This window comes from Nioella sp. MMSF_3534 (assembly GCF_030732985.1).
GTDB lineage: Bacteria > Pseudomonadota > Alphaproteobacteria > Rhodobacterales > Rhodobacteraceae > Nioella.
On sequence record NZ_JASHJX010000032.1, the window covers coordinates 17004 to 42976 of the forward strand.

Consider the following 25973-nt stretch of genomic DNA (forward strand, 5'->3'; position numbering starts at 1 on the left):
ATGTGATGAGCGAAGACTGGATTTCCCGCTTTCAGGGGCTGTCGCGGCTGCCCGAGCGCATCCGCGAAATCCTTGAGACACGCTCTACCGTGATCAGGATGCCCAAGGGCACGGTGATCTTCGGCCCCGGCAATTCGCCGGAAAACCTGCTGTTCCTTCTGGATGGCACGGTGCGTGTGCAGCAACTGGCCGAAAACGGGCGCGAGATCGTGCTCTACCGTGTTCAGGCGGGCGAAAGCTGCGTCATGACCACCGCCTGCCTGCTGGCCTACGAGGATTACAGCGCCGAAGGCGTGGCCGAGACCGATATCAAGGCCGCCGCGATCCCCCGTTCGGTCTTTGATGACCTGATATCCCAGTCCAAGGAATTCCGCACCTTCGTCTTTTCCGCCTATTCCAAGCGGATTACCGACCTGTTCCACGTCATCGAGGACATCGCCTTTCAGCGCATGGATATCCGGCTGGCCCAAAAGCTGCTTGACCTGAAACAGGGCGACACCGTGAAGGCCACGCACCAGCAGCTTGCCGCCGAACTGGGCACCGCACGAGAAGTGATCTCGCGCCAGCTGTCGGAATTTCAGCGCCGCGACTGGATCAAGCAGACGCGCGGAAACGTGGAACTGCTGGACGAGGCGAGCATTGCGAAACTGGCGCAGTCGGAAGCGGCGTGAGGTGAAAGCGCTGCCCTAAGGCCAGCCCGTCGCAGTATCACAGACCGGAACGACGACGAGACGCTCAACGCAAGCGCCGAAGACGCTGTCAGGTTCAACACCGCGGGTGATCCCTGTTGCGTTTTGGAAACCGCTACGGTGTGGCGACAAGCCGAGGGCTTGAACAATTGGATTTATGACCGGCTTCAAAGCTTTAGCAGCGTTGTTGAGCGGCTGGAATCATGCCATTTTCGCGGGGCAGAGACCGATTGGAGACGCGCAGTGGCTGACTACCCTACCAGTGCATTTGCAGGCTACGCATATAATACGACAGATGGCTCCAATACGTTGCTGGAAACCAGAACTGCAACGGGAACGCTCGATGATCTGGAAGGCGATACAACCTGGGAAGTCGGAGATGTCGTCTTCAATCACGGTACCCCATCCGCCATGACCTATGTCGGAACGGTGGATGTTCCCTTGTCCTGGGCCGTTGCCTGGGGTGGGACATACAAGCTTCCGGTCGTCGCGACCCAAGGGTTGTTTCCTGACCCGAATATCGTCGCTTATCAGATATTCTTGCCTCAATCTGCTTTACTGTCCGATTTCATCTTTTCCGATCCGTTCGATTTCTCAACTCTCTCTACAGCGGATTTCGTGACCTGTTTCGCCGAAGGGACAAGGATCGCGACGCCAACAGGTGAGAGCGTTGTCGAAGCCTTGCGCATCGGCGACACGGTTTGTGTGCTCGGCGGGCGAGAGGTCGAGGTCAAATGGATCGGACGCCAGACCATCTTCACCCGTTTCGGTCCGGCTGAACGTCTGATGCCGGTGCGGATTGCTGCTGGCTCTCTGGGCGATGGCCTACCACACACCGACCTGACGGTCACCGCCGATCACGGGATGCTGGTTTCGGGCGTGATCTGTCATGCGGGTGCGCTGGTGAATGGGACCACGATCACTCGCGTGCCGCTGGCCGAGATGGGCGAGAGCTACACCGTCTACCACATCGAGACCGACGCCCACGAAATCATCCTCGCCAATGGCGCCCCTGCCGAGACCTTCATCGACAATGTCTCACGCCGCGCTTTTGACAACTACGCCGAGTTCGCGGCGCTCTACGGCGATGTACCCGAGATGGACGAACTGCCCTATCCTCGCGCGATGAGTGCACGGCAGGTGCCGGGGCGGATCGTGGCCCGTCTTGGTCGTCGCCTTGCCGGGTGACGCGCCGTCCGGCCAATAGGCAGAGCACTTCGTCTGTGTGGTTGCACCGTCCGGGGCCGGGATGCCTCGCGACCACGCCGCCCGGCTGCCAGCGGCAAGGGAGCGACCAGCCACCACATGCGCACTGTCTTGAAGCGCGGGGCGTCCTGTGAGACTCTCCCGTTTTTGACCCCAAACGCATTTCAATAGCGCAACAGGCCCAGATCAGGTGAGGTCCCATTGTCCCAGAGTTCCGAGTTGAATGCCGCGCCCTGCACGATTTTACCGCAGGACATTCTTACCTTCGTGACGGCCCTGAATGAAACGACGACCTCGGAAGAGGTCTGGCGGCTGTTCGTCGATCTGGCGAAGCAGAAGGGGATCACGCTTGTCGATTACGTGATCGCCACCGACTACCAGAACTGGCAGAAGGTTCAGTTCATCCGCACGACGATCGATTCCAGCTGGATCGACTTTGCCAATGCCGACACGCGGGTGCGGCGCAAATCGACCTTTCGGCTGCACTCGATCAACCGGCTGGAACCGGTGCTGACCGGATACGAGTATCACGACCTCATGCATAACATGGATGAGGAGCGGGCCTTTTTGCTGAAGCAGACAGCCGAGAAATATGGCGGGCGCAGCGGCATTGCTATTCCCATGCGGATGACCGATCCGGGGCAGGCCGCGCATATGATGCTGGCTGCCGATCTGCCGCGGGCGGAGTTCGAGGAGCTGATGGCGCAACACGGGTGGGTGCTGCATGCCTGTGCGCTCTATGCCCATATCCGGCATATGGAGCTGTTCAAGACCGAGTTCATGGAGCGCAACAAGCTGACCGAAAAACAGCGCGAGATCGTCGAGTCGGTCGGCGCAGGCATGACCGACAAGGAGATATCGGCCCGGCTTGGCGTGTCCATTTCAACGGTTCGCCAGAGGATCAGCGCCCTGCAGAGCAAGACCGGCTGCCGCAACCGTGCCGACCTCGCTGCTCTGGCGATGCGGATCGGCCTGGTGCCCGATCCGATGACCCGTGCCCACCAGAACGAGCTGACCGTGTTCCTGAGCACCGGGGACAATCAGCAGGGCACGGAATATGCAAGAAATGACACATAATATCTGACACGTAAGAAAAGCCACGTTTGGTCTGCTTTCTGCCTGCGGTAGCACATTGCCAGCGCATGGGGGCAGGTGTCCGCGCTGACGGTTCTGGTTATCGAGTGCCTGCCCTTCCATTTCATTAATCACGACTGCCGCCCGCATGCGGAGGGTCGTTTTTCAAGGGCAACGAGCACTCCATGGCAACTTTTGACGTACCGACCAATACCATCGTCACGATTTACGACGCGACCGGGAACTTGGTCGGCGAAGGCCCGATCAGCAGTATTGCCGCTTTCACTGTCACTGACGGGAATCCCCTGCCGGACAATACATTCACCACCAGCGAGTCCCTGACTTACCAGAGCGGGGCCACCACTCTGCCCGCCAGCTTTGACGGGAACCTGCCGTTTTCCGGCCAGACCTACCCGGTGTTCAGCACGGCGAATTTCACCTATGTCATCGGGGCCACGGTCAGCAGCACCTACCCGAACACCGCAAGCTTATTACTGACGACGAGCCCTTTCACCGTCTGTTTCGCGGAAGGCACATTGATCTCGACCCCTCTGGGGGAGCGGGCGGTGGAAAGCCTGGGCATCGGCGACCATGTGCGCTGTGCCGACGGGCGCGAGGTTGCCGTCAAATGGATCGGACGTCAGACGGTGTCCACCCGTTTCGGCCCCGCCGAACGGCTGATGCCGGTGCGCTTTTCCGCCGGGTCCTTGGGCGACGGGCTGCCGCATTCTGATCTGACGGTGACGGCCGATCATGGAATGCTGGTAGGAAGCGCCATCTGCCACGCCGGCGCTTTGGTCAACGGGACCACGATCACGCAGGTGCCTCTGGCCGAGATGGGTGAGACCTACACCGTCTACCACATCGAAACCGAGGCGCATGAGATCATCCTCTCCAATGGCGCGCCCACTGAGACCTTCATCGACAATGTCAGCCGCCGCGCCTTCGACAATTTCGCCGAGTTCGACGCGCTCTATGGCGACGTGCCCGAGATGGAGGAACTGCCCTATGCCCGCGCGATGAGTGCAAGGCAGGTGCCGGTCGAGATCCAAAGCGCCCTCGGGTTGCCTGCGCGCCATCTTGGCTGACATCCGCTGATCACCGCCGCGCCTGCGCAGGCCAGCGCTTTTCCCGAATACAGGAGTAACCCCCCGTGCCCGATATTACCTACCAATCCGGTGGCTGGCTGGCCATTTTGGCCAGCGATGTCACGGTTACCGGCCCGAACATCGTCAACAATCTGGGCGATCCCGGAACCCAGCTGACCTGGAGCAATTCCTCCCCTCAGGGCGGCACCTTGCCGGTGACGGATACGGATGGGGATGGGCAACTGGTCGCCGGTGTGGACCCGTCCGCCACAGGCTTCACTTTCTCCGGTTATACGGTCAGTGCGAACGGCCTGGAGTTCCCCATTTTCACCAATGCCAGCAACTCGTTCTTCTATATTGCCGTTGATGACGTTTCGGCCTTCAACAATGCCGTGGGGGCAAGCGGGACGTCGAATGTCTATCAGAGCCCCGAAAACAGTCCGAACCTCTACCTGTGCTTCGCGGAAGGGACGGCCATCGCGACCCCGAACGGGGAGGTCGTGGTAGAGAGTCTGGCGATCGGCGACAGGGTGCTGACCGCAGAGGGCCGCAGCGTCGCCGTCAAATGGATCGGACGTCAGACCGTCTCCACCCGCTTCGGCCCGGCTGAGCGCCTGATGCCGGTGCGCTTTGCGGCGGGGTCTTTGGGCGATGGTTTGCCCCACAACGATCTGACGGTCACCGCCGATCACGGGATGCTGGTGGACGGGGTGATCTGCCACGCCGGGGCGTTGGTGAATGGCACGTCCATTACCCGCGTGCCTTTGGCGGAGATGGGCGAGACCTACACCGTCTACCACATCGAGACCGAAGCGCATGAGATCATCCTCGCAAACGGCTCCCCTGCGGAAACGTTTATCGACAATGTCTCCCGCCGTGCCTTCGACAATTTCGCCGAGTTCGAGTCGCTTTATGGCGACGTGCCCGAGATGGAAGAACTGCCTTACCCCCGCGCCATGAGCGCCCGGCAGGTGCCGCGGCGGATCGTGGCCCGTCTTGGTCACCGTCTTGCCGGGTGACGCGCTGTCCGGCCAACAGGCGGAACGCCGCGCATGTGCGGTTGCACCGTCAGGGGCCGGGCGACCTCCGGGATCTGATGCCAACCATGCTTGCTAGAGGAGCAACCTGACATGACGGACTTCACCTACATCTCATCCGCCGCCTATGACTCTTCCGGCAACCTGCTGAACGTCAACGGTACGGGCGGCACACTTCAGGATCTCGACAATGACGACACCTTCGCCGTCAGCGATATCATGGTGGGGGGCGTCTCGACCTATGAAGGGACGGTCGTCATGGGCGGTGTCACCATGCCGGTGACCTTCGTCACCCTTTTCGGCGCCAACCAGTATCTCGTCTACAACCCCGGTCCCGCGGCCGTGACCTTCGACGCTGTCCTGCCATCACTCACGCTTCAGCCCTACGCGTTCTGTTTTGCGGCTGACACCCTCATCAGGACAGAAACGGGCGAGGTCGCGGTCGCGGCGCTGACGATCGGGGATCGCCTGATCACGGCGGACGGGGGCTCTGCCCGCGTCAAGTGGATCGGACGTCAGACGATCTTTCCGCTGTTTAAGCCGGGCCCGGCCTCGCAACTGGTGCGGATTTCGGCGGGTGCGCTCGGCCCGGACCAGCCCCACAGGGATCTGACCGTCACCGCCGACCATGGTATGCTGGTAGGGGGCGTCATCTGCCACGCGGGGGCGCTGGTCAACGGCACCACGATCACCCGTGTGCCTCGGTCGGAGCTTTCGCAGGGCATCACCGTCTACCATATCGAGACGGACACGCACGAGATCATCCTCGCCAACGGGGCCCCCGCCGAGACCTTCATCGACAATGCCTCGCGTCGAGGTTTCGACAATTTCGCCGAGTTCGAGGCGCTCTATGGCGATGTGCCCGAGATGGCGGAACTGCCATACCCCCGCGCCATGAGCGCCCGGCAAGTGCCGGACCGGATCCGGGCCAGACTGAGCCCCGCCAGCGCGGCCTGATCCCACCCTTCCTTTCTCTTTTTCAAGCGGCTGCCTTGCTTTGGTGACTTCGTCACTGAAGCAGGGCAGTCTGCGTTATAGACAGACGACAAGCTTCACAGGTGAAGTTCACAGGAAACAGCCACAAGGGCTTGCAAAACAAGGGGTGGATGCGCGATTCGTCCCCGCAGGTTCGAAGGAGACAGGACGACATGGAAACCGAATTCACACCTTTGGCCAGCACCATCGGCGGCGTGCTGATTGGCACCGCCTCGGTGCTGCTGATGCTGACCCTTGGCCGTATCATGGGCGCGACCGGCATTCTGGCCGGGTTCTTCAGCCCCGCCTCGCGTGAGGATTTCTACTGGCGCGCTGCCATCCTGGCCGGGATGGTGACCGGGCCGCTGGTCTACTTTGTGCTGATGGGGCAGATGCCTGCCGTCGAGGTGCCAATCTCGACCCCCATGCTGCTGATCGGCGGGTTCATCGTCGGCATCGGCGTGACCTACGGGTCGGGCTGCACCTCGGGTCACGGGGTTTGCGGGATGGCGCGTCTTTCGCCCCGGTCGATCTCGGCCGTGGCCACGTTCATGCTGTTCACCGGCCTCACCGTCTTTGTCATTCGCCACGTGATCGGAGCCTGAACCAATGCGGATTTTCGTAGCTTATCTCATCGGGATCGTGTTCGGCCTGGGCATTTCCATCTCGGGCATGGCGAACCCTGCCAAGGTGCTAAATTTCTTCGACGTCGCGGGAACCTGGGACCCGAGCCTGATCTTCGTGATGGGTGGGGCCGTGGTGGTAACCTTCCTGGGCTACCGCTTCGTGCTGAAACGGCCCATGCCGATCTTTGACCGTCAGTTCCTGCTGCCCGGCTCCAATGTCATCGACCTCAAGCTGCTTGGCGGCTCTGCCGTCTTCGGCATCGGCTGGGGCATTGCCGGGTTCTGCCCCGGCGGCGCGCTGCCCGCGCTTGGCACCGGTCGGACCGAGGTCGTTCTCTTCACCATTGCCCTTGTCGCGGGGATCTTCGCGGCGCGGGCGCTCATGCACTTCCGCCGTCCGACGGCGCCCACGCAGGCCTGATGCCTGCCGAAACCTGAATAAACCGAACACCTGGAGGATACCCAAATGTCGACCTATCCCGTTGATATGTCTGTCAAACCCGAAGTCGAGGCGTTCTTCGACCCCGCCACCAACACGATCAGCTACATCGTGAAGGACCCCAGCTCGAACGCCTGCGCCATCGTCGATTCCGTCATGGATATCGACTATGCCGCCGGACGCATCACCTATGAACACGCTGACGAACTGATCGCCTATGTTCAGAAGAACGACCTGAAGCTGGAATGGATCATCGAGACCCATGTCCATGCCGACCACCTGTCCGCCGCGCCCTATATCCAGCAGAAGCTGGGCGGCAAGATCGGCGTGGGCGACAAGATCATGGTCGTGCAGGACACGTTCGGCAAGGTCTTCAACGAAGGCACCGAGTTCCAGCGCGACGGCAGCCAGTTCGACAAGCTTTTCGTCGAGGGCGACACCTACATGATCGGCAATATGCAGGCCTTCGCCATGTATACCCCCGGTCACACCCCGGCCTGCATGGTGCATGTGATGGGCGATGCGGCCTTCGTGGGCGATACGCTGTTCATGCCCGATGGCGGCTCGGCCCGGGCCGACTTCCCCGGCGGTGATGCGGGTACGCTTTATGACTCGATCCAGAAGGTGCTGACGCTGCCCGACGACATGCGCCTGTTCATGTGCCACGACTACGGCCCCAATGGCCGCGACATCGCCTGGGAAACCACCGTGGGCGAGGAAAAGGCGCATAACATCCATGTGGGGGGCGGCAAGACGAAGGAAGAATTCGTCAAGTTCCGCACCGAGCGCGATGCGCAGCTTGACATGCCCAAGCTGATCATCCCCTCCTTGCAGGTGAACATGCGCGCCGGCGAAGTGCCGACCGACAAGGACGGCAACCCGATGCTCAAGGTGCCGGTCAACGCGCTGTAATCGGTGCGGCCAGGAAGGACAGACCCATGGAAATCAAAACCATCAATGCCTCGATCTCGGTCAGCCCGCAGGTCTCGGCGGAAGACATGCGCCGCGTTGCGGATCAGGGCTTCCGGTCGGTGATCTGCAACCGGCCGGACGGTGAAGGCGCCGACCAGCCTAACCATGACGAGATCGAGGCGGCGGCCAAGGCCGCGGGTCTCGAATTCCGCTACCTGCCGGTGGTCTCGGGCCGGGTGACCGATGAGGATGCCGAGGCGTTTGGCCAGGCGATGGAGGAGCTGCCAAGGCCCGTTTTCGCCTATTGCCGCACCGGCACGCGCTGCGCGACCCTCTGGTCGCTCAGCCACGCCGATACGCTGCCGGTGGCCGACATTCTCGCTTCGACCAAGGCGGCGGGCTATGACATGGCGGGCGTCGTGCGGCGCATCGTCAATGGCGGCAAGACGCCGACCGATCGGGCCGATGCCAGTTTCGACGTTGTGATCGTGGGGGGCGGGGCTGCCGGTATCTCGACCGCGTCGTCGCTGAAGGCGCGCAAGCCGGGGCTGGAGATCGCCATTATCGACCCCGCCGATATCCACTACTACCAGCCCGGCTGGACCATGGTGGGGGGCGGCATCTTCGACGCTGCCGACACCGCCAAGACCATGGGCAGCCTGATCCCCAAGGGGGTCCACTGGATCAAATCCGCCGTCGCGGCGTTCGAGCCGAAGGATAACGCGGTCATCCTCGATGGCTGTCGGGTGGTGGGCTACAAGCGGCTTGTCGTCTGTCCGGGCATCAAGCTCGACTGGCACAAGGTCGAGGGTCTGGTGGACACGCTCGGCAAGAACGGGGTGACCTCGAATTATCGCTATGACCTCGCGCCTTACACGTGGGAGCTGGTGCAGGGCCTGAAGGAAGGCCGGGCGCTGTTCACGCAGCCGCCGATGCCGATCAAATGCGCAGGCGCCCCGCAAAAGGCGCTGTATCTGTCCGGGGATCACTGGTTCCGCAATGGCACGCTGAAAGACATCGACATCCAGTTCATGAATGCGGGCGGGGTGCTGTTCGGCGTCAAGGACTACGTTCCGGCGCTGGAGAAATACATCGAGAAATACAATGCCGACCTGAACTTCTTCCACAACCTCGTGGCGGTGGATGGTGAGGCGAAGAAGGCAACCTTCAAGGTTGCCAAGCCCGATACCGACCCGACCGAGGTGACGGTGGAGTTCGACATGATGCATGTCTGCCCGCCGCAGACCGCGCCCGATTTCATCCGCGTCTCGCCCTTGGCCGATGCTGCGGGATGGGTCGATGTGGACCAGGCCACGCTGCGCCACAAGACCTATGAAAACATCTGGTCGCTCGGTGACGTGATGAACGCCCCCAATGCCAAGACAGCAGCGGCGGCGCGCATGCAGGCCCCCATCGTGGCGCAGAACCTGGCCGATGACATCGACGGGCGTTCGCCCACCTCGATGTATAATGGCTACGGCTCCTGCCCGCTGACGGTGGAACGCGGCAAGATCGTGCTGGCCGAGTTCGGCTACGGGGGCGCGCTGCTGCCGTCCTTCCCGAAATGGCTCATTGATGGCACCAAACCCTCTGGCCTGTCGTGGTTCCTGAAGGAAAAACTGCTGCCACCCGTCTACTGGAAGGCCATGCTGCGTGGCCGCGAATGGATGGTGAAACCCGAGAAGGTCAGCGCCAGCTGATCCTCCCGATCTCTTGACCCTCGTGCCCTGACCGGCGCGGGGGCCTTTCGGACCCGCCGGGCTGACGCCTGCGCGGCTCTGCTGACTATTTCCGAAAGGTGCGCAATGCTCGCCCGATATCTGCCCATTCTCGACTGGGGCCGGAGCTACAACAAACAGGCCCTGTCGAATGACCTGATCGCCGCGGTGATCGTCACGATCATGCTGATCCCGCAATCGCTGGCCTATGCGCTGCTCGCTGGTCTGCCGCCCGAGATGGGGCTTTACGCCTCCATCGCGCCGATCATCCTTTATGCGATCTTCGGCACCTCCCGCGCGCTGGCCGTGGGGCCGGTTGCCGTGGTGTCGCTGATGACGGCGGCCTCCATCGGCCAGATCGCAGAGGCCGGGACGGCGGGTTATGTGGTGGCCGCGCTGACGCTGGCGGGGCTTTCCGGCGCGATGCTGCTGGCCATGGGGGTGTTCAAGCTCGGCTTCCTGGCAAACTTCCTGTCGCATCCGGTGATTGCCGGGTTCATCACCGCCTCTGGTGTGATCATCGCGGCAAGCCAGCTCAAGCACATTCTGGGTGTCTCGGCGGGCGGTCACAACCTGCTGGAGCTGGTGGAATCGCTCTGGCACCACCTGCCGGAGACGAACCCCTACACGCTGGCCCTTGGCGTCACGGCCACGGCGTTCCTCTTCTGGGTGCGCAAGGGGCTGAAACCCGCGCTGCGCAAAATGGGCCTGTCGCCGGCGCTATCCGATGTGGCCGCCAAGGCGGGGCCGGTGGCGGCTGTGGTTGTCACGACGCTGGTTGTCTGGCTTTTCGACCTGAACGGGCAGGGGGTCGCCATCGTCGGGGAGGTGCCGCAGAGCCTGCCGCCCCTGACAATGCCGTCCTTCGACCTCGACCTGATCCGCGCGCTGGTGGTGCCCGCGCTGCTGATCTCGGTCATCGGCTTCGTGGAATCCATTTCCGTGGCCCAGACCCTGGCGGCCAAGAAGCGCCAGAGGATTGACCCGGACCAAGAACTGATCGGGCTCGGCGCCGCCAATATCGGCGCGGCCTTCACCGGTGGTTTCCCGGTCACGGGCGGCTTTTCGCGCTCGGTCGTGAACTATGATGCCGGGGCCGAAACCCCTGCCGCCGGGGCCTATACCGCAGTTGGCCTTGCCATTGCCGCCCTTGCCCTGACGCCGCTCATTTTCTTCCTGCCCAAGGCGACGCTGGCGGCCACGATCATCGTGGCGGTGCTGAGCCTTGTCGATTTCTCGATCCTGAAAAAGACCTGGGGCTATTCGAAGGCGGACTTCACCGCCGTTGCCGCAACGATCCTTCTGACGCTCGCCATGGGCGTGGAGGTCGGCGTGTCGGCGGGCGTTCTGCTGTCCATCGCGCTCTATCTCTACAAGACCTCGCGCCCGCATATCGCCGAGGTGGGCCTGATGCAGGACGGGTCCGAACATTTCCGCAATATCAAGCGCTACGAGGTGCTGACCAACCCGGCCTTGGTGACGCTGCGGGTGGATGAAAGCCTCTATTTCGCCAATGCCCGCTATCTGGAGGACTATATCCTCGACCGGGTGGTCGGAGCCGAGGGGATCAAGCACGTGGTTCTGATGTTCTCTGCCGTGAACGAGGTCGACATGTCGGCGCTGGAATCTCTCGAGGCGATCAACCACCGGCTGGCCTCCATGGGCATCGCGCTGCACCTGTCCGAGGTGAAGGGTCCGGTCATGGACCGCCTGAAACGCGCGCATTTCCTTGAGGAACTGACCGGCAAGGTCTTCCTGTCGCAATATGCGGCGATGATGGAACTGGGCCCGGTGGTCGGGAAGGCAGCCCCGAACGCGGCCGAGTGATCAGCAGGCGGGTTCGAGCGACAGCAGCCGTTCGAGCCCGGCATTGTTGCAGGTCAGGTCGTTCAGGCTCACGTCGTCGAGCGAGGTGTAGAACGCCTCCAGCGCCGTATCGAGCGAGTTGCGCAGTTTGCATACCGGCGCAATCGGGCAATGGTTGTCGCGGGCAGAGAAGCATTCGGCAAAGGGCGTGTTCGCCTCGAACGTGCGAAAGACGCGCCCGACGCTGATCTCCTCTGGCGGCAGGCGCAGGCGGATGCCGCCATTGCGGCCCCGGATCGTCTCGATGAACCCGGTCTGCGCCAGTTGGTTGATCACGACGCCCAGATGCGCCTCGGACGCGCCGGTGGCTTCGGCGATCTCGGCCTTGCGGACGATCTTGCCGGGGTTCACCGCGCAGGTCATCAAGGCGCGCATGGCGATATTGGTTCTTACGGTCAGGCGCATCTGCGATAGTCCTTTTGCTGCGCTGACCATAGGCAAGCCCGCGAAACGCACCTTGATCCAGATCAGAGTGCGCAAAACCTGCGGTTGCTAAAGATGAAGGTGAGATTCGTGTTTGACGCGGATCAGCGAAGGGCTCCTCTCCCGGCCCAGGCGCTCAATTACGGCCCCGGCGCAGCGCACCGGGGCCATTTTTTCAGAAGTCGACCGAATAGAGCGCCGCCGGACGGTGGCGTCCGCCCGAGGTCTTTTCCTTCAGGTCGACAAGATCCCAGTTCGCGGCAATCCACTTGCGGAAATTGCGCTTGTCCAGCGGTTCCCCCTTCAGGGTCTCGAACACCGCCTGCGCCTGCGCCAGGGTGAATTTCTGCGGCAGGAACTGGAACGCGGACTTGGCGGTTTCGGTAACGCGGTTGGTGACCTTGTCGGCCAGCCGGGCGCGGGCATCGGCGAGGATCGTGGCGTGGTCGAAGGCCAGCGATGGCAGCTCGTCCATATCAAACCACTGGGCATCGGCGGCGTCGGTGGCGGCGGCCAGAACCATCTGGTCAGAGGGCACAAGCGCCATGAAGGCCACGGTGATCACCCGTTCGCGCGGGTCGCGGTCGGGCGCGCCATAGGCGCCGAGCTGTTCCAGAGGCACACCGGACACTCCGGTTTCTTCCTCCAACTCGCGCGCCGCGCCAACGGCAAGGTCTTCGTCCATCTTGATAAAGCCACCGGGGATGGCCCAACAATCCTTGAAAGGGTCGATCAGACGCTGGATCAGCAAAACCTTCAACGTGCCTTCGCGGATCGAGAAAATGCAGATGTCGGCGGTAACCGCGGGATGCGGATATTCGTAGGTATAACTCATGCCTGCCCGTTCGCCGGTCTGAACCCGGCCCTTTCAAAATGGTAACCCGTCCCGGGGCTGAATGTATGGTGTAAAGTTCACACACTGACAGAGTCCCGTCAAGTAAATTGGCCGGCCCCCTGGGACAGAAGGGGCCGGCCGGACGATCCAGTTCATGGGGACAGGGATAGGACGGATCGTCTAAGGGAAACTAAAAAGAGAGAGGGAGGAAAAGGTCTTTGGAGGAGGTCTTAATCTGGTCTTTCGTATGGTAGGTTTGAGTGGTGATGTGTTTGTGTCAGTTCGTATTGTTGTTATGACACTAACTTATCGTGTTGTAAATACACTTATTTGACTTTCCGGGCTGTTTTTAGCCCCGCCATAGGTAAGTACTTGATGATGAAGGGAATATTTTCCTGCGTCTCGCAGGGGTTTCTGCGGAGCAAGCGCTCGCAAGGCCGGTTCTGGCCGCTTCTTTGTGAAGAATCACAGACGCTTCCTGACTCTGCGGGGGTGGATTTTTTGCCGCTCGCAGGGCTTGATAGTGCCACATGACCCAACGTTCGCGAATCTTCATCTCCTATTCTCACAAGGACAGGGATCGGGCCGATTTCCTGTGGGAGGAACTGCGTTCGCGTGGCCATGAGGTGTTCATCGACCGTGAAGGCATTCTGGAGACGGAGCTGATCACCGCGCGCATCCGCGACATGATGCAAGGCTCGGACGTGGTGGTGCTGGTTCTGGGGCCGAACTGGATCACCTCGCCGGCCTGCCGGATGGAAATGCAGTTCGCGCTGGAACTGAACAAGCGCATGGTCCCCGCCGCTTTCGAGGATGTGGGGCCGGACCTGCCGCCGGAAATCCGGGAAATCAACTATGTGCGGTTCTACGGCGAGGACGGGGAATGGTCGCAGGCCATCGAGCGGCTGGATTCGGCGCTGGACCGCGATATCGAATGGATCCGCGACCACACCCGCTTTGGCGAACAGGCGGCGCGCTTCCTGGCCGGGGTGGGGGCGCCGCCGCGCGGGGCTGAACTGCGCGCCATGCGCCGCTGGATCGAACGTAACCCGCGCAATGCGCCGGGGCCGACCCGCGATCACTGGCGCTATTTCAAGGCCGGCATGTCGCGGCGCAAATGGTTCCAGATCGGCAGCGCCGTGGCCACGACCGTCGCCATATGCGCGGCGCTTGTCGGGGGGTATTTCTGGGTGAGCAACCAGCAATGCGAGGAATTGCGGTCGCGGGCGAGGGAAGCGCAGACGCTCGACCCGGTGCTCGCGATCCAGAATATCCTGCCGCTTGTTGATTTCAGCTTTTGCCGCGCGCCCGATGCCTGGCTGGAGGTTCTGGAAACGCTCGGCCAGACGATCCAGGGCCAGCGCCTGCGCGCGACGGTGACCCTGCCGGATGCGCCCGCCCATTTCGTGGAATTTCTGCCGGGGTCGGGCCATGTGGTGACGGTGTCGGCCGACGGCTCTGGCGCGGTGTTCGACCCCGAAACCGGGGCCGTGATCGAAGGCGAGCTTGCGATGCCCGCAGCCGGAATGGCGCCGCGAATCCTGTATGACCGGGGCCGGTTCCTGCTGATCCGCGACAGCCGTGTGACGGTGTGGGACCCGCGTGAGGGGGAAATGTCGGGTCTCCCCTATCAGGGCGGAGAACGGGTGTTGTCGGCGGCGCTGTCGCCGGGTGTGGATACGCTGGTGGTCGCGACCGCATCCAACGAGCTGCACTTCCATTCCCTCGTGTCGGGCCGGGCCCTTCGCGACCCGCTCAGCCTTGGGGATGACGTGACCGCGCTGGCCTTCGTGCCCGGCAGCGCCCGTCTGATCGCCACGGTTGGCGACGAGGTGCGGGTGATCGACCTTGTCCCGGCGCTGAACGGGCGGGCCATGGGGCTGATCCACCGGCTGCGCATGCCGGGGCCGGTCGTGGCGATGGATGTCTCTGCCGATGGCAGCACCGTGGCCGCCGCCACCGGCAACATCGCCGGGGTCTGGGACCTGACGACGTTTGACGCGATTCTGCCGCCAAGCGCGTTGTATCTAGACGGGGTGGATATCCTCGGGCTTGGCCTGTCGCCCGATGGTCTTCGGATGGCCGTGGGGGCCTCCGACAACCGGGCGCGCATTCATGACGTGCCGACCGGCAAGAGCCTGATCACCCTTCTGGGCCATCGCAGCCCGGTCCATGACGTGCATTTCTCGCCGCAGGGCAATGCGGTCATGACCCATGACGAGGCCGGGGTGATGCGGCTCTTTGACGTGTCCACGGGCCATTCCGTGCCGTCGATATCGGACGCGATGACCGAGGCGGTGATGTCCACCTCCGACGCCGGGCGCAATGCGGCGGCGATGGAGCTGATGGCGACGGGGATGCGGGTCAACATCCTGCCCAACCAGCCCGACGTGCTGCGCCTGACCCATGTGGCCGAGGATGCGCCGCCCTTCTATAACGAGCGGCTCGCGCATGACGGGTTTGTCACCTCCATGGCGCTCAGCCCCGATGAACGTCTGCTGGTGACCGGCGCCGATGACGGGCAGGTCTATGTCTGGGACGCGCAGACCGGCCTGCCGCTCTACACCTTCGCCCATGCCCGCGACGGGCTGGTGACCTATGTGGCCGCCGATTTCACCCCTTCGGGCGATCACATCATCTCGTGGGACAGCAATGGCGAGCAACGGGTCTGGGCGATCCAGCCACTGACCGGCGACCTGTTCCAGACCGCCTGCCGCCTGCTGCCCTTTGAGAACGGGGTGCGGAACGTGGAGGGTCTGATCGGTGACATCGCCACGCGCGACCCCTGCGAGGACGTGGTGCTGCTGCCCCGGTGGGGCGCAACCATGTGGCTGGCCAGCCGCTAGCGCGGGACCGGGCGGGATTGAAAAGAGCCCGTGAAGGGATATTTCGTGAACCACCCCCCCTTGCAGTCCCCATGGGGCGGCCATAACCTTCCCCCAAAGCATGTACCCTTACCTGAGGCAGGCCCGATGAAAGACCCATATGACGTTTACATGAACACGCTGGTTCCCATGGTGGTCGAACAGACCAGCCGGGGCGAACGCGCCTATGACATCTTCTCGCGCCTGCTGAAGGAACGGATCATCTTCCTGTCGGGCCCGGTGCATGACGGCATGTCCAGCCTCATCGTGGCGCAGCTGCTGCACCTGGAGGCAGAGAACCCGTCCAAGGAAATTTCCATGTATATCAACAGCCCTGGCGGTGTCGTGACCTCGGGCCTGTCGATCTATGACACGATGCAGTATATCAAGCCCAAGGTCTCGACCCTTGTGGTGGGGCAGGCGGCGTCCATGGGCTCGCTCTTGCTGACGGCGGGCGAACCGGGAATGCGCTTCTCGCTGCCCAATTCCCGGATCATGGTGCACCAGCCCTCGGGCGGCTACCAGGGTCAGGCGACGGATATCATGATCCACGCCCAGGAAACCCAGAAGCTGAAAGATCGCCTTAACCAGATTTATGTCAAACATACCGGGCAAAAGCTGGAATCGGTGGTCGATGCGCTGGAACGCGACAATTTCATGGATGCCGAACAGGCCAAGGACTGGGGCCTGATCGACGAGATCGTCGAAAACCGCGGTGCGGCCGAGGCTTGAAAATAGCTGTCCGCGCAGGGCAGGGGCCTTGCGCGGGCGCTTTGGTTTTGGGGGCGACCCGAGGCCATTTTGACATTGTGGACCGGTTTGGGCTGCTTTAGGCTTGCGCGAACGGAGCCGAGTTTCAGGGTGAACGCCCTTCGGCACAGCGCGAAAACCCGTTGAGGTAGGACGATATGGCGAATTCATCCGGCAACGACACCAAGAACACGCTCTATTGCAGCTTTTGCGGCAAGAGCCAGCACGAGGTGCGCAAGCTGATTGCCGGGCCGACTGTCTTCATCTGCGATGAATGCGTCGAACTGTGCATGGACATCATCCGCGAGGAGACCAAGTCCGCCGGGCTGAAATCCTCGGAAGGGGTGCCGTCCCCGCGTGAAATCTGCGAGGTGCTGGATGACTATGTGATCGGCCAGATGCATGCCAAGCGGGTGCTGTCGGTCGCCGTTCACAACCATTACAAGCGCCTGAACAATTCCGGCAAATCCGACATCGAACTGGCGAAGTCCAACATTCTGCTGATCGGACCCACCGGCTGCGGCAAGACGCTGCTGGCGCAGACGCTGGCGCGCATCCTGGATGTGCCCTTCACCATGGCCGATGCCACCACGCTGACCGAAGCGGGCTACGTGGGCGAGGATGTGGAAAACATCATCCTGAAACTGCTCCAGGCCAGCGAATACAACGTCGACCGGGCGCAGCGCGGCATTGTCTATATCGACGAGGTCGACAAGATCACCCGCAAGTCCGACAACCCCTCGATCACCCGCGACGTGTCGGGCGAGGGCGTGCAGCAGGCGCTTCTGAAGATCATGGAAGGCACCGTGGCCTCCGTTCCGCCGCAGGGCGGGCGCAAGCATCCGCAGCAGGAATTCCTGCAGGTGGACACCACGAACATCCTCTTCATTTGTGGCGGGGCCTTTGCCGGTCTCGACCGGATCATCGCGCAGCGCGGCAAGGGCAGCGCCATGGGCTTCGGCGCCGATGTGCGTGACGACAGCAACAAATCCGTGGGGGAGTACTTCAAGGATCTCGAACCGGAGGATCTTCTGAAATTTGGCCTGATCCCGGAATTCGTCGGTCGTCTGCCCGTCATCGCGACGCTGGAAGACCTGGACGAGGACGCGCTTGTCACCATCCTGACACAGCCCAAGAATGCGCTGGTCAAGCAGTATCAGCGGCTCTTTGAACTGGAAGATGCCAAGCTGAAATTCACCGATGACGCCCTGTCGGCCATCGCCAAGCGCGCGATTGCCCGCAAGACCGGTGCGCGCGGCCTGCGCTCGATCATGGAAGATATCCTGCTGGATACCATGTTCGACCTGCCGGGCACTGAAGGCGTCGAGGAGGTGGTGGTGAACGAAGAGGCGGTGTCCTCCGACGCGCAGCCCCTGCTGATCTATACCGAACGCAAGAAGGAAGAACCCGCCACCGCGGGGTGATCAGGTGCATTTTTCACGCGGGAAACCAGCCTGGCGGCGGGCAGCCGACAAGGTGGCCCGGTATGCCAAGTACGGTGTGATGGCGCCAGTGCTTTCGCAAATTGTCCAGCGCACGGACTGGCTTGACGGGGATGGACCCCCGCCGCGTGTCCTCAACTATTCCGCCGATGGCGATTTCATCGCCCAGGGAGATGCGCTGGTGCGGGACATCTCGCGGGATATCGAACTGGCTCCCGGGCTCAGGGTGCTCGATATCGGCTGTGGAATAGGGCGGTTGGCGACGGCGCTTGCCCGTAACCGGCCGGGCATGGATTATACCGGCTTTGACGTTGTGGAATACGGTATCAGGTGGTGCCAAAAGACCATTCCAGCGGAGGCCGGGCACTACCGCTTCGATCATGTCGACGTGTTCAACCCCTTCTATAACCCGCGCGGGCGGATCGCGCCGGAGGCGTTCAGCTTTCCATACGAGCCCGCGCGCTTCGATCTGGCGGTTGCAATCTCAGTCTACACGCATCTTCTGGAAGCAGATACGCGACGCTATTTCACCGAGGCCGCGCGCTGCCTCGCGCCGGGGGGTTATGCCTATTTCACCACTTTCCTGACACCCGACAAGGTGCCCGACGCGGCGCATTTCGCATTTCCTCATCGGATCGGTGCCGCTGCCGTCGAACGGCTGGAGGAACCCGAGCTTGCGGTTTCCTTCACGCTTGAATTCTGGAAGGACCTGGCTGCCACGGCGGGACTGGAATTGGTGCAGGTCAATGAAGGCAGCTGGACCGGTGCAACGCGTCCGGATTATCAGGATGTGCTGATATTCCGAAAACCGGCCTGATCCGTCCGCTCGATTCTTCGATTCCTCAGGTTTATTCAGAAATCGACGGGCACTGTGCGGGCAATCAGCCTATCTAGGGGCCACGTTTCCGCGACCCGAGGCCTGCCATGATCCTGCTCGACATTTCCATCCGCGCTGCCGCCATCGCGCTGGCGCTGCTTAGTGCCACCGCGTTGATGATCGTGCCTCAGACGCGGCCCGTTGGTCGACCCGTTTCGGCGCTGGCTCTGACCATGGCGGGGTATACGCTGCTGTCGAGCCTCGCCGCGCCCGAATTTCCCCCGGCGATCATCCCGGTGCTGCTGCTGGCCGCAATCTTCGTACCGCTGGCGGTTTGCTGGCTGGTGGTGACGCTCTTCCTCGACGACCCACGCGACCGGCTGCCGTGGCTGGTGGCGGCGGGGATCGCGGTGGCGCTTGCCATTGCCGGCATCTGGGTGCCGGGGCTGGAAGTGGCGCGGGGCCTTGTGATGCTGGCCTTCTTCGTGGCGCTGCTTGGCATGGCGATCCGCACCGCGAAGGAGGATCTGGTGGAAGATCGGCTGAAATTCCGCCCCGCCTTTCTGTCGGCGATCGCCATTCTGGGCGTCTCGATTTCGTCGACCGAACTGATCTTCGGCTATCGTTTCGTGCCCGATACGATGACGCTTGCGCAAGGGCTGGCCTTTCTCGCGCTCGCCTTCGCCTATGCTTTGTGGGTGTTGAAGCCCGAGCCCAAGGCCTGCATCTGCTTCACCGAACCGGTGAAACCCGCAGCACAAGTGGACCGGCGGGCCGAGGCTGTGGACGGGTCGGTTGTGTCGGCTTTGAAGGCCGCATTGGAGAACGGCATCTGGCGACGCGAGGGGCTGACCATCGCTGCGCTCGGGGCCGAGATCGGGGTGCCGGAACACCGGTTGCGCGCGGTCATCAACCGGCGGCTCGGCTTTCGCAACTTTCCGACCTTCATCAACAGCTATCGGATTGCCGCTGCCAAGCAGGTGCTGGCCGATCCCGGCGAGGCACGGCGCACCATTCTGGAGATCGCTTATGATGTGGGCTTTGCCTCGCTCGGGCCGTTCAACAAGGCCTTCCGCGACCAGACCGGGGAAAGCCCGTCAGAGTTCCGCCGCCGGGCGCTCGATTCCCGCCAACCTCTCGCTGGTTTCGAAAAATCCCCGTCGCTTTCGGAATCAGAGCGATTGAGGCCGCACTGACGCCCATCTGGGGGTCATCGCGTTTCATCCAAAGGAGACATACCGATGACCAGACTGACCCTCGCCACCCTGATCACCATTGCATCCGTTGCCATGGCCAGCGCGCAGACCATTCCCTTTTTCCCGACCCATTGGCCACAGCCGGGCAGCTTTGACACCCCGCCCGTCGTGACCCAGGACGATCAGGGGAACTGACGTCTAGCGCAGCCAGAGTTTCTCGCGCTTCAACTGATTGCGGATGGCCTGCTCGCGCCGGGGCAGGTTGTCCCGATCAAAGAGCGCGCGGGCCTTGGCGCCCTTGCCCTGATAGATCATGCGCTTCATCGGCTCGTAGCCCTTGAGCACCTTCTTGACCCAGTTGGGTGCGGCGACTTCCTCCAGCACATCCACCACGCGTTGCTCTTCGCGCGCGTATAGAAGCGGCAGGAAGCGATAGTGACAGCTTGCGCGCCCGTCCAGCCAGCCCGGTTCCAGCGCATCCCGCCCGCCGCCGAAGGAATGAATCACCAGGGGCAGGGCGACCTGATCGAGCCAGGGGTCCATGGTCTGGCAGATGATCTCTTCTGGCGGGTTATCGCGGATCGCGGTGGCGTAATCGAGGAAGCGCGCACCGAAGTCGTGCGGGCATTTGTAGTAGAAGAACCCGGCGTTGAAATAGAGGTAGCGGCGCCAGTATTCGTCGGGTTGCGTCAGGTCGAGCGCGCTTTCGAAATCCAGCCCGAACCTGTCGTAAAGCGATTTCCAAATGGCGGTGTAGCCGGGGCCGTAAAGCTCGATCTGTGGCCATGTGCCTTCAACCTTCAGGCTGGCGGAGGGCCGGTCGAAGTCGAAGGGCACCTTGGTCAGATCGTCGAGGATCAGCGTATCGGTGTCGAAGAAGACGAAAGGCTCGCCCTTGGGCAGGGCCGAGAGCATCTCGATCTTGTTGCCATAGGGGTAGTCCTTGCCGAAATGCCGGCACTCGAACGGCAGGATTTCGGCCTTCAGCCGGTCCAGCAGTTCCTTCACCCCGGCGTCTCCGATACGCGGATCGCCCTGCCAGCGGGGGCCGGGCTGCGGTTCCGCGATGTACAGACGCCCCGGAAACCTGGGGTTGGCGGCGCGAAAGCTGGCGGCAAAAAGCGCCGCCTCGTATTGCAGGCGGCCGTTCTGGCCCACCACAACCACGTTGAACATGTTCTTGGGCATACTGCTCGGCACCACCGCTTGTCGATTGGGGGCAGTCTAGCGTCAGAGACCGGGCTGAACCAGCCTTGCAATCGGGCTTTTCCCGTCTCCATCGCGTCGCAATCCTGTCAGGTGGACGACAGGCAACGATCCGCCCGGCACTGTCCATGGCGCGTCGATTGCAAAAAATCTTGTGCGGATCGGAGGGGGAATGGTGGGCGACCCTGGAATCGAACCAGGCATGGGTGTTCCCCGGCGGAGTTACAGTCCGCTGCCGCACCTTGCAGCACGTCGCCCTTGCTTTCGGTTCTTCAACCGAATGCCGGGTGGGGATAATCTGCCCGGTCAGGGGCGTCAAGATGAAAATCGGCCAAAAACCGGACTTGCCTTTGCATCCTCCGGCGGCGTAGCTGCCCTGCAAGTCATGAAGGAGACCGGACCGTGAAGAAACCGACATGGGTGATCGAGAAGGAACGCGCCAAGCGGGCCTCTGCTGCGGAAACCGTCTGGCTGTTCGGGCTGCATGCGGTGCGCGATGCGCTGATGAATCCGGCGCGCGAAAAGCTGCGGCTGGTGGTGACGAAGAATGCCGCCGACCGTCTGGCCGATGCGATTCCCGGTGCGGGGCTGGAGCCTGAGATTGCCGATCCGCGCAAGTTTCCGGTGCCGCTCGATCCCGGATCGGTGCATCAGGGGGCGGCGCTGGAGGTGAAGGCGCTGGACTGGGGCCGGTTGTCCGATCTTTGCGAACCGGGGCAGGCCTCGCCGCGTCTTTTGCTGCTCGATCGGGTCACCGATCCGCACAATGTGGGTGCGATCCTGCGCTCGGCCGAGGTGTTCGGCGCGCGGGCTGTCATCGCCCCGCATCGCCATTCCGCCCCCGAAACCGGGGCCCTGGCCAAGACCGCCTCGGGCGCGCTCGAACGCCAGCCCTATCTGCGGGTAAAGAACCTGGGCGATGCGATGCAGGAGCTGCAGAAAATGGGCTACACGCTGGTCGGTCTGGCGGGCGAAGGCGAGGAAGTGATCGACGATCTGGCCCCCGATCTGGCGGGCCGCCCGGTGGCCCTGGCTCTTGGGGCCGAAGGGCCGGGCCTGCGCGCGCGCACGCGCGAATTGTGCGACCATCTGGTTCGGATTCCCTTCGCGGGCGAATTTGGCTCTCTCAACGTCTCGAATGCGGCGGCTGTGTCCCTATATGCAATGACACGCAACCCGGAGAGCTGAATGACCACCAAGATCGCCACATGCTGTTACTGCGGCACCAGAACCGCCCTGCGGCTGACGGCGCGCGGCGGGCATGAACTGGCCTGCGGAAACTGCGGCGCGCCATTGCATGAGATGAAGGCCCTGCGCGAGGACCGCCCCCGCCCGCCAAAGCGCGCTGCCCCGGCGCCCGCCGCCTATCGCGATCATCACAGGCCCTACAGGGGCAAGAAGAAAAAGAAGCCCAAGCGGCGCAAGTCGATGTGGTCCGAGATGCTGGAAGACGCGTTCGACTTCGTCGAGGATATTTTCGACTGACATTCGATCACGCTTGCGTCAGGGGGCTTTTCCGGCAGCGCGAAGATGGCAATCTTGGGGGAGCTTCCAAGGAGACTCCCATGATCCGCCGCCGCACCGCCCTGACGTTTCTTGCAGCCGCTCCCTTGTCTTTGCAGGTTGGCGCGGCATTTGCCTCCTCGCCACCCGTTTTTGCCTCGGCTGGTGTGGCCATCAACGGCACGGATCCCGTTGCCTATTTCGATGCCGGGGAACCGGTTGCGGGACAGGCAGGTTATGCGGTTGACTGGAACGGCGCGCGCTGGCTGTTCAGCTCTGCGGTCAATCGCGACAGGTTTGCCACTGACCCAATGGCATTTGCCCCCGCCTATGGCGGCTACTGTGCCTGGGCGGCGTCTCGTGGCTATGTCGCCGACACGGTGCCGGAGGCCTGGACGATCCATGCGGGGCGGCTGTTCCTGAATGCGTCGCTGCGCATCCGGCGCCGGTGGGAACGCGACATTGCGGGCAATGTTGCATTGGCGGACGCGAATTGGCCTGCGATTCTGGGGTAGACACTATTTTCAATCACTTTTTCGTTCCACCCCTTTAAATGTGTCAGGAAGTTGCTAAATTACAACGTATGGCGCACGGTTCGGAACACCGAAAGCGCCCATCACTGTCCCTCGTTCCGCACTTGGCGCCTGTAGCGAAATCCCGCTGCGGGCGCCTTTTTCTTGTGCTAGGGCTGCGCCCATGACAACGAATCCCTCCGATGATCTTTTGCGCAGGATCCTGCGCAGCACCAAAACCATCGCCTGCGTGGGCGTGTCGCCCAACCCGGTGCGGCCATCGCATTACGTGGGGCGCTACCTGAAGCTGAAAGGCTTCAGGGTGATCCCGGTGAATCCGGGCCATGCGGGGCGCACCCTGTTCGGGGCGACGGTCGTGGCGTCCCTGTCCGAGATCGAGGGGTCGGTCGACATGGTCGATATCTTCCGCCGGTCGGAGTCCGTGCCGCCGATTGTCGACGAGGCGTTGGACCGGTTTCCGGGCCTCAAGACGATCTGGATGCAGATCGGGGTGCAGCATGCGGAAGCCGCGGCAAAGGCGGAGGCGCGGGGGGTGCAGGTGATCCAGAACCGCTGCCCCAAGATCGAGTATCAGCGGCTTTTTGGCGAGCTGCGGATGGGCGGGTTCAATACCGGGATCATCAGTTCCAAGCTTTGAACGCCAAGGGCGCAGCCTGATATGTCGTCTTCGAAGCCGCACCACCTCGGTCCGTCGTCCGGCAGAAAACCTTTTCTCGATTGGTAGCAGCCGTTAGGCTAGGCGCACACCATGCAAGCAGGAGCGCCAATGTCTACCTCTCGCCACAGCACGCCCGAGGGGCCGATACTGCACTGGGTCGGGTTGGAAACCGATCTGATCTTTTCCAGAGGAATCGACCTGCCCGGTTTCGCCTCCTATCCGCTGCTGGATGATCCCGAAACGCACGAAATGCTGCGCGGCGACTATCAGGCTTTGGCCGATTTCGCTCGCGAAGAAGGCGTCTGCATTATGCTGGATGCTCTTACCTGGGTGGCCAGCCGGGACCGAGGACGAGAGCTAGGTTATTCGCCGGAAAGGCTGGCAGAAAGCAACCGGAAGGCCGTTCGTTTGATCACTGAAGTGCGTGACGCCAACCCGGATGCAAACCTGATCCTTTCGGGGCAGATGGGTCCGAGAGGCGATGGCTATGAAGTAGGTGATCAGATGACGGTTGCTGAAGCCGAGACCTTTCACGGGGAGCAGATGGGCGTGCTTTCAGAAGCCGGAGTGGAACTGGTAAACGCGTTTACCATGACTTACGCGGCGGAGGCAGCTGGTATCGCGCGAGCAGCAAGGGCGCGGGGCATTCCCGTGGTGATTGCTTTTACAGTGGAAACCGACGGACGCCTGCCCGACGGAACGAACCTGGCCGACGCAATTGAACAGGTAGATGCTACAAGCGAAAGCTATCCTTCCTACTTCCTCGTCAACTGTGCGCACCCTGAGCATTTGGCCCCGGCCCTTGACGGTGACGTGCGCCTAAACCGACTTGCGGGACTAGTCAGCAATGCCTCGCGCTGTAGTCACGAAGAGTTGGATAATGCCGAGGAGCTTGACGCAGGTGATCCAGAGGAGCTGGGTCAACAGATTGGTGACCTTGCCCGTGCTAATCCGAATTTCCGTGTCTTCGGCGGTTGTTGTGGAACGGATTTCCGGCATCTGCGGGCCATGGCGCGCAACCTTAAAGAATAGGCCTCAGCGGTTTGCTTTCTCAGCAATACCGGACATGCCCTCGCGCCGCTCCAACTCCGCCAGCACATCCGCCAGCGTCACGTCACGTGCCGCCAGCATGACCAGCAGGTGATAGAGCACATCCGCCGCCTCCGAGGTCAGCCGCTCCCGGTCGCCTTTTACCGCTTCGATGATCGCCTCGACGGCCTCTTCCCCGAATTTCTCGGCGCATTTCTCCGGTCCCTTGGCCAGCAGCTTCGCGGTCCAGGAGCTGTCTGGATCGGCCCCTTTGCGGGCCTCGATCGTGGCGGCAAGGCGGGAAAGTGTGGTCATGAGAGCCTCACGGGGATACCGGCGGCAGCCATATGGGCCTTGGCCTCGGCAATGGTGTAATCGCCGAAATGGAAGATCGAGGCGGCCAGAACGGCCGACGCCCCGCCAATCGTCACGCCTTCGACGAGGTGATCAAGATTGCCGACGCCGCCAGAGGCGATCACCGGCACCGGCACCGCATCGGAAATCGCGCGCGTCAAAGGCAGGTTGAAGCCTGCCCGCGTGCCGTCGCGGTCCATCGAGGTCAGCAGGATTTCGCCCGCGCCCTTTGCCACGACCGTGCGCGCGAATTCCACCGCGTCGATGCCGGTCGCCTTGCGCCCGCCATGGGTGAAGATCTCCCATTTGCCGGGCGATACGGTCTTGGCGTCGATGGCCACGACGATGCACTGGCTGCCGAACTTGTCCGCCGCGCGCGCCACAACGTCGGGGTCGGCCACGGCGGCGGAGTTGAAGCTGACCTTGTCGGCGCCCGCCAGCAGCAGGTTGCGCACATCCTCGACCGTGCGAACCCCGCCGCCGATGGTCAGCGGCATGAAGCACTGTTCCGCCGTGCGCGTGGCAAGGTCATACATGGTGCCGCGGTTTTCATGGGTCGCGTGGATGTCGAGGAAGCAGAGCTCATCCGCGCCCGCCGCATCATAGGCGCGCGCCGATTCCACCGGGTCGCCGGCGTCGATCAGGTCCACGAAGTTGACCCCCTTCACCACGCGCCCGTCGGCCACGTCGAGGCAGGGGATGATGCGGGTTTTCAGCATGTCTGGGGTCCGGG

General features: G+C 62.4%; 27 protein-coding genes and 1 tRNA gene. 22 read left to right on the forward strand and 6 right to left on the reverse strand.

Annotated elements, in window-relative coordinates:
* The first annotated feature begins 5 nt into the window (after positions 1-5).
* The 11 genes from RBB16_RS13785 (at position 6) to RBB16_RS13835 (ending at position 11591) form a co-directional block, all read left to right on the forward strand.
* Positions 6-671 (forward strand): Crp/Fnr family transcriptional regulator, encoded by a 666-nt coding sequence (locus RBB16_RS13785; protein WP_306046724.1) that lies wholly within the window; start codon positions 6-8, stop codon positions 669-671.
* A 261-nt stretch (positions 672-932) separates the two neighbouring features.
* Positions 933-1877, forward strand: coding sequence for a Hint domain-containing protein (locus RBB16_RS13790; RefSeq protein ID WP_306046725.1), 945 nt, complete (start codon positions 933-935; stop codon positions 1875-1877).
* Between the two features lie 219 nt (positions 1878-2096).
* Positions 2097-2972 (forward strand): LuxR C-terminal-related transcriptional regulator, encoded by an 876-nt coding sequence (locus tag RBB16_RS13795; protein ID WP_306046726.1) that lies wholly within the window; start codon positions 2097-2099, stop codon positions 2970-2972.
* Positions 2973-3154: 182 nt separating this feature from the next.
* Entirely contained in the window at positions 3155-4057 is a 903-nt protein-coding gene (locus RBB16_RS13800) for a Hint domain-containing protein (RefSeq protein WP_306046727.1), read from the forward strand.
* Between the two features lie 65 nt (positions 4058-4122).
* Positions 4123-5076 (forward strand): Hint domain-containing protein, encoded by a 954-nt coding sequence (locus tag RBB16_RS13805; protein WP_306046728.1) that lies wholly within the window; start codon positions 4123-4125, stop codon positions 5074-5076.
* Positions 5077-5187: 111 nt separating this feature from the next.
* The gene (locus RBB16_RS13810) at positions 5188-6051 is read left to right on the forward strand and encodes a Hint domain-containing protein (protein ID WP_306046729.1); all 864 of its coding nucleotides are present in this window, start codon (positions 5188-5190) and stop codon (positions 6049-6051) included.
* Between the two features lie 191 nt (positions 6052-6242).
* Entirely contained in the window at positions 6243-6674 is a 432-nt protein-coding gene (locus RBB16_RS13815; RefSeq protein WP_306046730.1) for a YeeE/YedE family protein, read from the forward strand.
* 4 nt (positions 6675-6678) lie between these two features.
* Entirely contained in the window at positions 6679-7116 is a 438-nt protein-coding gene (locus RBB16_RS13820; RefSeq protein ID WP_306046731.1) for a DUF6691 family protein, read from the forward strand.
* Positions 7117-7161: 45 nt separating this feature from the next.
* A complete protein-coding gene (locus RBB16_RS13825; protein ID WP_306046732.1) occupies positions 7162-8046 on the forward strand; it encodes an MBL fold metallo-hydrolase in 885 nt (294 codons plus the stop codon).
* 26 nt (positions 8047-8072) lie between these two features.
* A complete protein-coding gene (locus RBB16_RS13830; protein WP_306046733.1) occupies positions 8073-9746 on the forward strand; it encodes a TIGR01244 family sulfur transferase in 1674 nt (557 codons plus the stop codon).
* Positions 9747-9851: 105 nt separating this feature from the next.
* Positions 9852-11591 carry a sulfate permease gene (locus RBB16_RS13835; protein WP_306046734.1) on the forward strand — a complete coding sequence of 580 codons (1740 nt, stop codon included), beginning with the start codon at positions 9852-9854 and terminating at the stop codon, positions 11589-11591.
* Here RBB16_RS13835 and RBB16_RS13840 read toward each other — a convergent pair whose 3' ends face one another.
* Positions 11592-12035, reverse strand: a complete 444-nt coding sequence (locus RBB16_RS13840) for an Rrf2 family transcriptional regulator (protein ID WP_306046735.1) — start codon at positions 12033-12035, stop codon at positions 11592-11594.
* A gap of 193 nt (positions 12036-12228) precedes the next feature.
* A complete protein-coding gene (locus RBB16_RS13845) occupies positions 12229-12888 on the reverse strand; it encodes an NUDIX domain-containing protein (protein ID WP_306046736.1) in 660 nt (219 codons plus the stop codon).
* A gap of 530 nt (positions 12889-13418) precedes the next feature.
* Here RBB16_RS13845 and RBB16_RS13850 point away from each other — a divergent pair.
* The 6 genes from RBB16_RS13850 (at position 13419) to RBB16_RS13875 (ending at position 20152) form a co-directional block, all read left to right on the forward strand.
* A complete protein-coding gene (locus RBB16_RS13850) occupies positions 13419-15734 on the forward strand; it encodes a toll/interleukin-1 receptor domain-containing protein (protein WP_306046737.1) in 2316 nt (771 codons plus the stop codon).
* Positions 15735-15860: 126 nt separating this feature from the next.
* Entirely contained in the window at positions 15861-16484 is a 624-nt protein-coding gene (locus RBB16_RS13855) for an ATP-dependent Clp protease proteolytic subunit (RefSeq protein WP_306046738.1), read from the forward strand.
* Positions 16485-16660: 176 nt separating this feature from the next.
* A complete protein-coding gene (gene clpX, locus RBB16_RS13860) occupies positions 16661-17926 on the forward strand; it encodes an ATP-dependent Clp protease ATP-binding subunit ClpX (RefSeq protein ID WP_071690216.1) in 1266 nt (421 codons plus the stop codon).
* Positions 17927-18014: 88 nt separating this feature from the next.
* A complete protein-coding gene (locus RBB16_RS13865; protein WP_306046739.1) occupies positions 18015-18761 on the forward strand; it encodes a class I SAM-dependent methyltransferase in 747 nt (248 codons plus the stop codon).
* Between the two features lie 107 nt (positions 18762-18868).
* Positions 18869-19957: a helix-turn-helix domain-containing protein gene (locus tag RBB16_RS13870; protein WP_306046740.1), complete on the forward strand. Its 1089-nt coding sequence runs from the start codon at positions 18869-18871 to the stop codon at positions 19955-19957.
* Between the two features lie 45 nt (positions 19958-20002).
* Positions 20003-20152 (forward strand): hypothetical protein, encoded by a 150-nt coding sequence (locus RBB16_RS13875; protein ID WP_306046741.1) that lies wholly within the window; start codon positions 20003-20005, stop codon positions 20150-20152.
* A 3-nt stretch (positions 20153-20155) separates the two neighbouring features.
* Here RBB16_RS13875 and RBB16_RS13880 read toward each other — a convergent pair whose 3' ends face one another.
* The gene (locus tag RBB16_RS13880; RefSeq protein ID WP_306046742.1) at positions 20156-21145 is read right to left on the reverse strand and encodes a hypothetical protein; all 990 of its coding nucleotides are present in this window, start codon (positions 21143-21145) and stop codon (positions 20156-20158) included.
* A 191-nt stretch (positions 21146-21336) separates the two neighbouring features.
* A tRNA-Tyr gene (locus tag RBB16_RS13885) sits at positions 21337-21421 on the reverse strand.
* Positions 21422-21565: 144 nt separating this feature from the next.
* Here RBB16_RS13885 and rlmB point away from each other — a divergent pair.
* From rlmB to RBB16_RS13910, 5 genes are all read left to right on the forward strand, one after another.
* A complete protein-coding gene (rlmB, locus tag RBB16_RS13890; protein ID WP_306046743.1) occupies positions 21566-22351 on the forward strand; it encodes a 23S rRNA (guanosine(2251)-2'-O)-methyltransferase RlmB in 786 nt (261 codons plus the stop codon).
* Positions 22352-22648: a hypothetical protein gene (locus RBB16_RS13895; protein ID WP_306046744.1), complete on the forward strand. Its 297-nt coding sequence runs from the start codon at positions 22352-22354 to the stop codon at positions 22646-22648.
* A gap of 80 nt (positions 22649-22728) precedes the next feature.
* A complete protein-coding gene (locus tag RBB16_RS13900; protein ID WP_306046745.1) occupies positions 22729-23181 on the forward strand; it encodes a YHS domain-containing (seleno)protein in 453 nt (150 codons plus the stop codon).
* A 181-nt stretch (positions 23182-23362) separates the two neighbouring features.
* Complete coding sequence (locus RBB16_RS13905) at positions 23363-23836, forward strand: CoA-binding protein (RefSeq protein ID WP_306046746.1); 474 nt, start codon at positions 23363-23365, stop codon at positions 23834-23836.
* A 129-nt stretch (positions 23837-23965) separates the two neighbouring features.
* Positions 23966-24889: a homocysteine S-methyltransferase family protein gene (locus RBB16_RS13910; protein WP_306046747.1), complete on the forward strand. Its 924-nt coding sequence runs from the start codon at positions 23966-23968 to the stop codon at positions 24887-24889.
* A 3-nt stretch (positions 24890-24892) separates the two neighbouring features.
* On the opposite strand, the gene RBB16_RS13915 is transcribed toward RBB16_RS13910, so the two are convergent.
* On the reverse strand, positions 24893-25201 hold the full coding sequence (locus RBB16_RS13915) for a phosphoribosyl-ATP diphosphatase (RefSeq protein ID WP_306046748.1): 309 nt from the start codon (positions 25199-25201) through the stop codon (positions 24893-24895).
* On the reverse strand, positions 25198-25959 hold the full coding sequence (gene hisF, locus RBB16_RS13920; RefSeq protein ID WP_071690226.1) for an imidazole glycerol phosphate synthase subunit HisF: 762 nt from the start codon (positions 25957-25959) through the stop codon (positions 25198-25200). The genes RBB16_RS13915 and hisF overlap by 4 nt, the downstream gene beginning before the upstream one ends.
* Positions 25960-25973: the final 14 nt, after the last annotated feature.